Source organism: Isoptericola sp. NPDC055063 (assembly GCF_053608125.1).
This window is the reverse complement of the sequence record NZ_JBSGUW010000017.1, coordinates 39,004-49,891: the sequence shown is the minus strand read 5'-3', so window position 1 is coordinate 49,891 and position 10,888 is coordinate 39,004. Positions and strand designations below refer to the sequence as shown.

Here is a 10,888-nt window from a genome sequence, read left to right as displayed (position 1 = left end):
GGGGTTGGTTTCGGTGTGTGGCGTTGGGGATTTGGGGGGGGAGGGGGGGGGGGGGGGGGGGGGGGGGGGGGGGGGGGGGGGGGGCCCCCCCCCCCCCCCCCACCGCGAGTATCGCGGGCGCGGCGCCCGTCAGTACTGGCGGTCCGGCAGGGCGGCCTTGGCGGCCTCCTGGTCGAACGCCTCGTCCTGGGTGACGATGCGCTTGTCGACGGCCTCGCCCGCCACGACCTTCTTCGCGATCTCGGCGAGGTCCGGGCCGAGCAGCGGGTTGCACTCGACGATGTAGTTGATCTTGCCGTCGGCCAGGGCCTGCATGCCGTCCTTGACGCCGTCGACGGTGATGATCTTGATGTCCTTGCCAGGCACCTTGCCCGCGGCCTCGATCGCCTCGATCGCGCCCAGGCCCATGTCGTCGTTGTGGGCGAAGACGAGGTCGATGTCGTCGTACTTCTGCAGGAAGCCCTCCATCACCTGCTTGCCCTCGGTGCGGGTGAAGTTGCCGGTCTGCGAGTCGATCATCTCGATGTCGCTGCCCTTGATCGCCTCGGCGAAGCCCTTCTGGCGGTCGATCATCGGCGCGGCGCCGGTGGTGCCCTGCAGCTCGACGGCCTTGAAGCCCTGGCCGTCGTACTGCTCCTTGGCCCACTCGCCGGCCCGCTTGCCCTCCTCGACGAAGTCGGAGCCGATGAACGACTCGTACAGGGAGTCGTCCTCGCTGTCGACGGCGCGGTCGGTGAGGATCACCGGGATGCCGGCGGACTTGGCCTCCTCGAGCACGGCGTCCCAGCCGGTCTCGACGACGGGCGAGAACGCGATGACGTCCACGCCCTGCTGGATGTAGGACCGGATCGCCTGGATCTGGTTCTCCTGCTTCTGCTGCGCGTCGGAGAACTTGAGGTCGAAGCCGTTGTCCTTGGTCAGGGTGTCCTTGATGGACTTGGTGTTGGCCGCGCGCCACCCGGACTCCGCCCCGACCTGGGAGAAGCCGAGGGTGATGGTGTCGCTGCCCGACCCCGCGTCCGCGCTGGCGTCGCCGCCGCCCTGCGGCGCCTGCTCGCTGCTGCACGCGACCAGCGAGGCCGCCGTGAGGGCTGCGAGCAGCGCCGCGCTCGCGCGCCGGAAGTTCTTGCTCATGGTCTCCTCCTCGAGACGCCGGCCGACCGGGGCTCCGGTCAGTGGGTCCGCTCCGACCCACCCGGCTGGGCTTGTGTGACCGCTAACATAGCGAAGTATGTGACCGGTCACATAGAGGCGTCCCAGGATTCGACGTCACGATCTCGTAACGCCCTCGCAGGCGGGGTGAAACGCGCTCAGCCCTCGGGGTCGAGCTCGTCGAGGTCGGCGGCGATCATCTCGACGATGGTGTCCACGGTGACGCCCGGCCCGTTGCTCAGCTCGCCGATCTTCTCGCGGTCCTTGAGCACGACGATGCGGTCGGCGAGCCGCACCACCTCCTCCAGCTGGGAGGAGATGAAGACGACCGCCACCCCCTCGCCCGCCAGGCGCGCCACCCGGCGCTGGATGTCGAGCTTCGCGGCGATGTCGATGCCCCGCGTCGGCTCGTCGAGGATCAGGACGTGCGGCCGCGTGGCGAGCAGCCGGGCGAGCTGGATCTTCTGCTGGGTCCCACCCGACATCTCGCCGGCGGGACGGTCCAGGTCCCCCGCGGACAGGTGCAGGGCGTCGAGGTAGGTGTCGACGACGGCGTCCTGCTCTCCCCGGGACAGGGGTCGCGACCAGCCCCGGAGCGCCTGCAGCGCGAGCACGATGTTCTCCCGCACGGTGAGCCCGGCGACGATGCCGTCGCCCCGCAGGTCCTCGCTCGACATGGCGACACGGTGCCGCAGGGCCACCGCCGGGCTCCGCAGCTGCACGCGCACGCCGTCGAGCCACAGCTCTCCGTGGTCCGCGCGCTCCGCCCCGCTCATCAGGCGGGCCAGCTCTGTGCGCCCGGAGCCGCGCAGGCCGGCGAACCCGACGACCTCGCCCCGGGAGAGCTCGACGTCGACCGGCTCGAGGGTGCCGCGTCGGCCGATCGCCGACGCCCGCATCGTGACCTCCCCGGACCGCGCGTAGTGGTGCGCGAGCCGCTCGGAGCGCAGCGCCTGCAGCGCGTCGATGTCCTCGCCGAGCAGCTTCGAGATCACCTCGGCGCGCTCCACGTCGTCGGTGCGGTACTCCGCCACCACCCGTCCGCCGCGCAGCACCGTCATCCGGTCGCTCACCTCGAAGACCTGCTCGAGGAAGTGCGAGACGAACAGCACGGCCGCGCCCTGGTCGCGCAGCCGGCGCACGACGCCCAGCAGCCGGGCGGCCTCGTCCTCGTCCAGGCTCGACGTGGGCTCGTCGAGCACCAGCACGCGCGGCTCGAGGACGATGGCGCGCGCCACCGCGACGAGCTGCTTGGTCGCGGGCGACAGCGACGACAGCGGAGCCCGCGGGTCGATGTCCTCGATCCCCAGCGCGGCGAGCGCCTCCGACGCCCGCCGCCGGGTGCGGCCCCAGTCGATGCCGGACCACCGGCGCACCTCGTGGCCGATCATCACGTTCTCGGCGACGGTCAGGTGCGGGCTCAGGTGCGTCTCCTGGAAGACGGTCGCGATGCCGTCCGCCCGGCTCCGGGCCACGCTCGTCGGCGTGGTCGGGACGCCGTCGACCAGCACCGACCCGGCGAGGAACGGCACCGTCCCCGTCAGCGCGCCGATGAGGACCGACTTGCCCGCGCCGTTCTCGCCCATGAGGGCGTGCACCTCGCCGGGCCGCAGCGCCAGGTCCACGTCGTCGAGGACCCGCACCCCCGAGAGCTCCACCGTGATCCCGGACATCTCGACCACCGGGTCCGCCGGGACCTGCGCGCGCATCAGCCGCCCTTCCGCGGCGGCGCGCTCGACGAGCGCGCGACGAGCTCCGGGGGGATACGGGTCACGTCCGGGATCTCGCGGTCGTCGATCGCGGCCCGGAGCACGTCGACGACCGAGACGCCCAGGGCGTCGAAGTTCTGCCGCACGGTGGTCAGCGGCGGGATGACGTGCCGCGCCAGGGGGATGTCGTCGAAGCCGACGACGCTGAGGTCGTCCGGCACCGAGAAGCCCCGGTCGTGCAGCCCGTGCACGAGCCCCACCGCCATGTCGTCGTTCGCGACGAAGACCGCGGTGTACTCCGGCAGCTCGCGGATGCCCCGCGCGAAGTCGTAGGCGAAGTCCGCCGTCCAGTCCCCGACGACGATGGGGCGCTCGCGCAGCCCCCACGACTTCGCCCGGGCGTGGAACGCCCGCTCCCGGGTCCGGGCGTCGAGCCAGTCGAGCGGCCCGGCCAGGTGCAGCACGTCCCGGTGCCCGAGCGAGACGAGGTGGTCGACCGCGAGCGCCGTCCCCGCCTTCTGGTCCACCGTCACCGTGAGGAACGTCGGGTCCGTGTCGGGCTTCACGACGAGCACGGGGACGCCGACGGCGATGCGGCGCAGCGCCGCGAGGGACGACGACCGGGGCGCGACGACGCAGAGGGCGTCGACGCCCTGCGCGACCAGGTGGTCGACGCCCTCCTGGGGGGTGATCTCCTCCCCCGCCCGCAGCAGCACGGAGCTGACCGTGTACCCGGAGGCGCGCGCCGCGGACTCGACGGCGCGCAGCGTGCTGGTGGGCCCGAACTCGGCGGCGCTCTCCACGAGGACGCCGATGCGGTGGCTGCGCTGCGTGGCCAGGGCCCGCGCCGTCATGTTCGGGCGGTAGTCGAGCTGGTCGATGGCGTCCTGGACGCGGCGCCGGGTGGCCTCCCGGATGTGCGGGTGGTCGTTGAGCACCCGCGACACGGTCATGTGCGAGACACCGGCGAGCTGCGCGACCTGCCGGATGTTCGGCTTGTCGGCACCGGGACTCGCCATGCGGGGCCTCCATCGGGTACGTCCGCCGACCGGCGGCGCGGCGGCGTCAGCCTACCGAACCGCCGGTCGCTCGCCGGTGGTCGAGGTCAGGGCCGTGGTCAGAGCCCCTGGGCGAGGCGGTAGTAGACCTGGTTCCAGCGCACCTGGTCGGCGAAGCCGCGGCGCGTGGTGTCCTCGTCGATGACGAGCAGCTCAGTGCGGGCGATGTTCGCGAACACCTCGAAGGCCTCGACGCCGGCCGCCGTGGACATCACCGTGTGGTGCGCCCCGCCGGCGGTCAGCCACGCCTCGGCCGAGGTGGTGAAGTCGGGGCGCGGCGACCAGACGGCGCGGGCCACGGGCAGGTGCGGCAGGTCGTGGGTGGGCGGGACGACGTCGACCACGTTCGCGGTGAGGCGGAAGCGGTCGCGCATGTCGGCCAGGGACACGACGACGGCGCCCTCGGTGGCGTCGGCGTCGAAGACCATGCGGACCGGGTCCTCCTTGCCGCCGATGCCGAGCGGGTGGATCTCCACGCGCGGCGTCGACGTCGTGAGGGACGGGCAGACCTCGAGCATGTGGGCGCCGAGGATGAGCTCGGAGCCGGGCGTGAGGTCGTACGTGTAGTCCTCCATGAGGGAGGCGCCGCCGGGCAGCCCCTCGCCCATGACCTTCGCGGCGCGCACCAGGACGGCCGTCTTCCAGTCGCCCTCGGCGCCGAAGCCGTACCCCTTGCTCATGAGGCGCTGGACGGCGATGCCTGGCAGCTGGCGCAGCGCGCCGAGGTCCTCGAAGTTCGTGGTGAACGCCTTGGCGCCGCGCTCGAGGAGGAACGCCTCCATGGCGATCTCCTGCCGGGCCGCGTAGCGCAGCGACTCGTGCCGCTCGCCGCCCCGGCGCAGCTCCGCGGCGACGTCGTAGAGCTCCTCGTACTCGGCGACGAGCGCGTCGACCGCGGCGTCGTCCACGGCTTCGACGGCGTCGACCAGGTCGTTGACGCCCCACGTGTTCACCGAGACGCCGAAGCGCAGCTCGGCCTCCGTCTTGTCGCCCTCGGTGACGGCGACGTTGCGCATGTTGTCGCCGAAGCGGACCAGCGTCAGCTCGTGCGTCGCGGCCCAGCCGGCGGCGCCGCGCACCCAGGTGCCGACGCGGCGGGTGACGGCCGGGTTCGACACGTGCCCGACCACGGTGGTGCGCGCGACGCCCAGGCGCGTGGCCAGGTAGGCGTACTCGCGGTCGCCGTGCGCGGCCTGGTTGAGGTTCATGAAGTCGAAGTCGATGTCCGCCCACGGCAGCTCGACGTTCGCCTGCGTGTGCAGGTGCAGCAGCGGCTTGCGCAGCGCGTCCAGCCCGGAGATCCACATCTTCGCGGGGCTGAACGTGTGCATCCAGGTGATGACGCCCAGCACCTTGTGGTCGGCGTTGGCGTCGAGCATCGCGCGGCGGATCGACGCCGCGTCCTTGAGCACGGGCTTCCACACGACGGTCGCGGGCACGTCGGACGAGATGTCCAGGGCCCGCGCGACCTCCTGCGACTGCGCCGCGACCTGCTCCAGCGTCTCGGGGCCGTACAGGTCCTGGCTGCCGGTGAAGAACCAGACCTCGCGGTCGGCGTACGGCTTGCTCATGGGTGTCCTCTCGAGGATTCGGGGTGTCGGTGAGCGGCCGGGCTCAGTGCTGGCCGTAGACGTGCTGGTAGCGCGCGTACAGCGAGTCGACGTGCTCCTGCGCGATCGGCAGCGGCTCGCCGAGCTGGCGCGACACGTGCACGGTGCGGGCCACCTCCTCGCACATCACCGCGGCCTTGACCGCGGCGCGCGCGTCCCGGCCGATGGTGAACGGGCCGTGGTTGCGCATCAGCACCGCCGGGCTGCGGTGGCCGCTCAGGGTCTCGACGATGCCGCGGCCGATCGAGTCGTCGCCGATGATCGCGAACGGCCCTACGGGGACAGGTCCGCCGAACTCGTCGGCCATCATCGTGAGCACGCAGGGGATCTCCTCGGCGCGCGCGGCCCACGCCGTCGCGTACGTGGAGTGCGTGTGCACGACGCCGCCCACCTCGGGCATGTGCCGGTACACGTAGGCGTGCGCGGCCGTGTCGGACGACGGCGACCGGTCGCCCTCGACGAGGTTCCCGTCCAGGTCGCACACGACCATCGCGGCGGGCGTGATGTCGTCGTAGGCGACCCCGGACGGCTTGATGACCAGCAGATCGGCCGAGCCGTCGGGCGTGCGCTCGTCGCGGACGCGCTCGGAGACGTTGCCGGCGGTCCACACGACCAGCTCCCAGCGGGGCAGCTCGGCATGCAGCGCGGCGACCTTCTCCTTCGCGGCGTCGACGGCGGCGCGCAGGTGCGCGGGGACCTCGGTGCGGGGGCTCATGTGCTTCTCCAGTGCGGTGGCGCGGGTCGTCGGCTGCGGGTGTCGTCAGAGGGCTGCGGTGGCGGCGCGCTCGACCGCGAGGCCGGCGGAGTACCGCTCCAGGTAGGCGGCGAAGCCCGCGACGTCGTCCGCGTCGGGCTCTGCGACGTCGAGCCGGGCGTCGGCGAACACACGCTCGGCCAGGTAGGCGTCGAGGGCGGGGGCGGCCTCGCCGTCGCCGTACACCGCGTCGTCCGCGGCGTCGGCGACCGCGCGGGCGTAGGCCGCGAGGACCGCGATGCCCCAGGCGCCGCCCTCCCCCGCGGTCTGCCCGACCGCGACGGGCGCGTCGATCGCGCCGGCCAGCAGGCGCTGGGCCACTCCGGCGGTCTTGAAGAGGCCGCCGTGGGCGAACATCGTGTCGATCGCGACGCCCTCGCCGTGCAGCACGCGCATGCCGAGCGCGAGCGTGCCGAACACGCCGTAGAGCTGCGTGCGGGCGAAGTTCGCCAGCGTGAGGCGGCTGTCGGGGGTGCGGACCACCAGCGGTCGCCCGGCGTCGAGGCCGGTGATCGGCTCCCCGGCGAGGTAGTTGAACGCGAGCAGCCCGCCGCCGTCGGGCGCGCCGTCCAGCGCCGCCGCGAACAGGGCGCCGAAGACGGCGTCCGGCTCGGCCGGCTGCCCGAGCGCCGCCGCGAACTGGCCGAAGACGCCCGCCCACGCGTCGAGCTCGCTGGCGCCGTTGTTGCAGTGCACCATCGCGACGAGGTCTCCGGCGGGCGTGGTCACGAGGTCGAGCTCGTGGTGCACGCTCGCCAGCGGCCGCTCCAGCACGACCATCGCGAAGATCGAGGTGCCGGCGCTGATGTTGCCCGTGCGCGGCGCCACGGAGCCCGTCGCGACCATGCCGGTGCCGGCGTCGCCCTCGGGCGGGCAGAGGAGCACGCCGGGCTGCAGCGTGCCCGTGGGGTCGAGCAGGGCGGCGCCCTCGGCGGTGAGCCGGCCGGCGTCCTGTCCCGCGGTGAGCACCTGCGGCAGCAGGCCCTCCACGTGCAGCCCCGGACGCTTGGCGGCGGCCAGGTGGCGGAACTGCTCGAGCATCCGCGCGTCGTAGTCGCCCGTCGCCGGGTCGATCGGGAACATGCCGGACGCGTCGCCGACGCCGAGCACGTGCCGGCCGGTCAGCGCGCGGTGCACGTAGCCGGCCAGGGTGGTGAACGACGCGACCTGCGGCACGTGCGGCTCGTCGTCGAGGATCGCCTGGTACAGGTGGGCGATCGACCAGCGCAGCGGGATGTTGTACCCGAACAGCGCGGACAGCTCGGCGGCCGCCGGCCCGGTGCTGGTGTTGCGCCAGGTGCGGAACGGGACGAGCAGCCCGCCGTCGGCGTCGAACGGCAGATAGCCGTGCATCATCGCCGAGACGCCGAGCGCCGCGTAGGTCGTGGGGCGCACGCCGTAGCGCCGCTCGACGTCCGCGACCAGCGCCGCGTACGCGCCCTGCAGCCCGGCGTGCACGGCGTCGAGCGAGTAGGTCCACACGCCGTCCGACAGCTCGTTCTCCCACGCGTGCGAGCCGCTCGCGACGGGCTCGTGGTCGGGGCCCACCAGGCACGCCTTGATGTTGGTGGACCCGAGCTCGATGCCGAGCGACGCGCGACCCGCGGCGATCGCCTCCCGGATCGCGGACGTGCCGTCCGGCTGCGCCGCCTGCGTCATCCCTTGCTCCGTCCCCGCCCGCTGCCGGACGTCGTCGAGGTGTGCTCGCCCTCCCGGGCGCACCACCGATGTTAGCGCTCACATTTGCTGGACCCAACCCGCCAGGTGAGCCCGTCCCGCCGAGGAAGTCCGATCCCTGCCGAGGTAGTCCCGAACCTCCCGAAGTAGTCCCGGACCACCTCGCGGGAACCGGACTACCTCGCGGGGTCCGGGACTACCTCGCGGAGAACCGGACCACCTCGGCGGGAGCGCCCTACCTCGGACGGCCAGGGGCGACGACATCGAGGCGCGCGGAGTCGCTGCGCACGGTGCCGTGCGCGTTGGCGACGACGGCACGCACGAGCGAGCCGTCCTGCGCGGCGGCGGGGTGCTTGATCGTCCAGCTCACGACCCCACGAGAGGCGCGGGCCGCCGCGGCCGGGGCGGCGGACCAGGTCGCGCCGCCGTCGTCGGACACCTCCCACGTGACCACGGGGACCGGCGTGCCCGTGGCCTCGACGCGGAAGGTCGCCGGCTGCTTCTCCCGCACGCGCACGTCTTGCGGGCCGGAGGTCACGACCGGCGCCGCGACGTTCTGGTCCACGACCGGCCAGCCGTCCTGCCAGCCGAGGCGCTGCAGCCCGAGGGTCGGGAAGCCGGGGAGCGCCTCGTTCGCGGCGTCGTAGTAGTGGAAGGCGAGCACACCGTCGGACACGGACTGGCCGCCCGGGCCCACGACGGCCCCGTGCGACGCCAGCAGCACGGTGCCCCCGCCGCCGAGCATGTCCTTGCCGCCGGCGTCGAGGTAGGGGCCGGTGACGTCGCGCGAGCGGCCCACCGCGATCTTGTAGGTGCTGTCGAGGCCGCGGCAGCACGCGTCGTAGGAGACGAAGAGGTAGTACCAGCCGTCGTGGGCGTAGACGTACGGCGCCTCGACGGGGTTGCCCGGCACGAACCGGTCCACCAGGTGGGTGGCGTTCTCGAGCGCGTCGGGGGCGAGCGTGCCGCTGGGCCACTCGAGCTCCACGAGGAAGACGCCGTACCAGTACGAGCCGATCGCCATGTACGGGGTGCCGTCGGCGCCCTCGACGATGCCCGCGTCGATCGCGTTGAACGTCTTGCCGCCCGCGATGTCGGCCGGCGAGCTGATCACGGGCCCCCGGTCGACCCACTCGTAGTCGGGGTCGGCCGGGTCGAGCGTCGTGTTGGTGGCCAGCGCCGTCACGGAGGTGTTGGTGCCGAACCGCGACGCCGAGTAGTAGAGGTAGTAGGTGCCGTCGTGCTCGTACACCTCCGGCGCCCACAGGTTGTCGGGGAGCACGCCCCGCCCGTCCGGGCCGGCAAAGCGCTCGTCGATCCACGCGGGGATCTCGTCCCACACCGTGCCGTCGTAGGCCCAGGTGACGCCGTCGTCGTGGCTCGACCACATCTGGATGGCGCCGCCGTTCTCGCGGTTCACCAGGCCCGTGGAGTACACGCGCCACGTGCCGTCGTCGTCGACGACGAGCGCCGGGTCGTGGACGGGCGCCGTCTCCCCCGCCACCGAGAGCCCGCCGACGGGCAGCGACCGCTTCGCCGTCGCCACACCGCCCGCCCCGACGGCCGGCGGCGCCACCGTCGGATCGGCCACCGCCCGGTCGGCCCCCGGCCCACCGGCCGCGACCGACGACGTCACGGCGACCAACGCCGCCGCGACCAGGGCCGACGCGAACGCCCGTCTCGTCGAAGATCTGCGCATCTCACTCCTCTACAACGATGTAGAACTAGGACCGCGGAGAATCTACCGACCCCTCGGCCGGGTGGTCAACGGTCAGGTCCCGCAGCCGCGATCAGCGCGCGGGCGGCGGCGCCGTCGTCGAGCGCACGACGAGCGTCGGCTCGATCCGCTCCGTCGGCACCGCGCCGGCGCCGAGCGCCGCGACCACCATGGCCACGCTGCGCTCCCCCAGCTCGGCGAACGGCTGGCGCACCGTGGTCAGCGGCGGCACGAAGTACGCCGCCCCGGCCACGTCGTCGAAGCCCACCACCGACACGTCGTCGGGCACGGAGATGCCGCGCTCCCAGAAGGCGCGCAGGACGCCGAGGGCGAGCTGGTCGTTCCCGGCGAACACCGCGGTGGGGCCCTCCTGCGCGGCGATCGCCTCCGCCAGGTCGCGACCCGCCGCGTACCCGTCCTCCGCCGACCACGAGCACACCCGCGGCCGGCTCGGGCTGATGCCGCGGGCCTCAAGCGCCGCACGCCACCCGGCCGCGCGCTCGCGCGCATCGAACCAGTCCTGCGGCCCGGCCACGTGCAGCACGTCGCGGTGGCCGAGGTCGAGCAGGTGGTCCGTCGCCGCCCGGGCGCCCGCGCGCTGGTCCACCGCGCAGGACAGCGTCGTCGGCCCCGCGCCCGTGGTGCCCGCGTCGCGCGGCGGCCGGTCGAGCGCGGCCACGACGAGCACCGGCACGGGCGCGCGGAACGACTCCACCGCCGCGGCGACGTCGTCCTGCGGCGCGATCACGACGATCGCCTCGACGCCCTGGTCCATGAAGTGCTCGAGCGCCTCGTGCATCGCCCCGGCGTCATACCGGCGCAGCGACGCGAGGGACACGAAGTACCCCTGCTCGCGCGCCGCGCCCTCGATGGCGATGAGCGTGCTGGTGGGCCCGAAGAGCGCCGAGCCCGTCGTCACGACGCCGAGCGTCGTCGAGCGCGCCGTCGCCAGGGCCCGGGCGGCGCTGTTGCGCCGGTAGCCGAGGGTCGCGATGGCGTCCAGCACCCGCCGGCGCGTCTCCCCGCGCACGCTCGGGTGGTCGTTCAGGACGCGGGAGACCGTCTGGTGCGAGACCCCCGCGACGGCCGCGACGTCGGCCATGGACGGGCCGCGCGACCCAGGGCGCTGGAACCGTCCCGGGCCCTCGGTCCCCTGCCCCCGGCCACGGTCCTTGCATTCGCACCCCCTAGCACCAGGCGCAAGTGAGGGG

Annotated in this window: 8 protein-coding genes; all 8 read right to left on the bottom strand. The window is 73.4% G+C overall.

Annotation, left to right across the window (positions count from 1 at the left end; genetic code table 11):
* Positions 1-129: 129 nt before the first annotated feature.
* The 8 genes from ACWF41_RS18975 to ACWF41_RS18940 all read right to left on the bottom strand — a co-directional run bounded on the left by ACWF41_RS18975 (position 130) and on the right by ACWF41_RS18940 (position 10,779).
* Positions 130-1,134 carry an ABC transporter substrate-binding protein gene (locus ACWF41_RS18975; protein WP_380323688.1) on the bottom strand — a complete coding sequence of 335 codons (1,005 nt, stop codon included), beginning with the start codon at positions 1,132-1,134 and terminating at the stop codon, positions 130-132.
* A gap of 176 nt (positions 1,135-1,310) precedes the next feature.
* A complete protein-coding gene (locus ACWF41_RS18970) occupies positions 1,311-2,861 on the bottom strand; it encodes a sugar ABC transporter ATP-binding protein (RefSeq protein WP_380323685.1) in 1,551 nt (516 codons plus the stop codon).
* Positions 2,861-3,880, bottom strand: coding sequence for a LacI family DNA-binding transcriptional regulator (locus ACWF41_RS18965; protein ID WP_380323682.1), 1,020 nt, complete (start codon positions 3,878-3,880; stop codon positions 2,861-2,863). The genes ACWF41_RS18970 and ACWF41_RS18965 overlap by 1 nt, the downstream gene beginning before the upstream one ends.
* Positions 3,881-3,978: 98 nt before the next feature.
* Positions 3,979-5,490, bottom strand: coding sequence for an L-arabinose isomerase (gene araA / locus ACWF41_RS18960; RefSeq protein WP_380323679.1), 1,512 nt, complete (start codon positions 5,488-5,490; stop codon positions 3,979-3,981).
* Between the two features lie 43 nt (positions 5,491-5,533).
* Entirely contained in the window at positions 5,534-6,244 is a 711-nt protein-coding gene (locus ACWF41_RS18955) for an L-ribulose-5-phosphate 4-epimerase (protein WP_380323676.1), read from the bottom strand.
* A 45-nt stretch (positions 6,245-6,289) separates the two neighbouring features.
* A complete protein-coding gene (locus ACWF41_RS18950) occupies positions 6,290-7,942 on the bottom strand; it encodes a xylulokinase (protein ID WP_380323673.1) in 1,653 nt (550 codons plus the stop codon).
* 253 nt (positions 7,943-8,195) lie between these two features.
* Complete coding sequence (locus ACWF41_RS18945; RefSeq protein ID WP_380323670.1) at positions 8,196-9,659, bottom strand: glycoside hydrolase family 43 protein; 1,464 nt, start codon at positions 9,657-9,659, stop codon at positions 8,196-8,198.
* Between the two features lie 91 nt (positions 9,660-9,750).
* The gene (locus ACWF41_RS18940) at positions 9,751-10,779 is read right to left on the bottom strand and encodes a LacI family DNA-binding transcriptional regulator (protein WP_380347064.1); all 1,029 of its coding nucleotides are present in this window, start codon (positions 10,777-10,779) and stop codon (positions 9,751-9,753) included.
* Between the last annotated feature and the right edge of the window lie 109 nt (positions 10,780-10,888).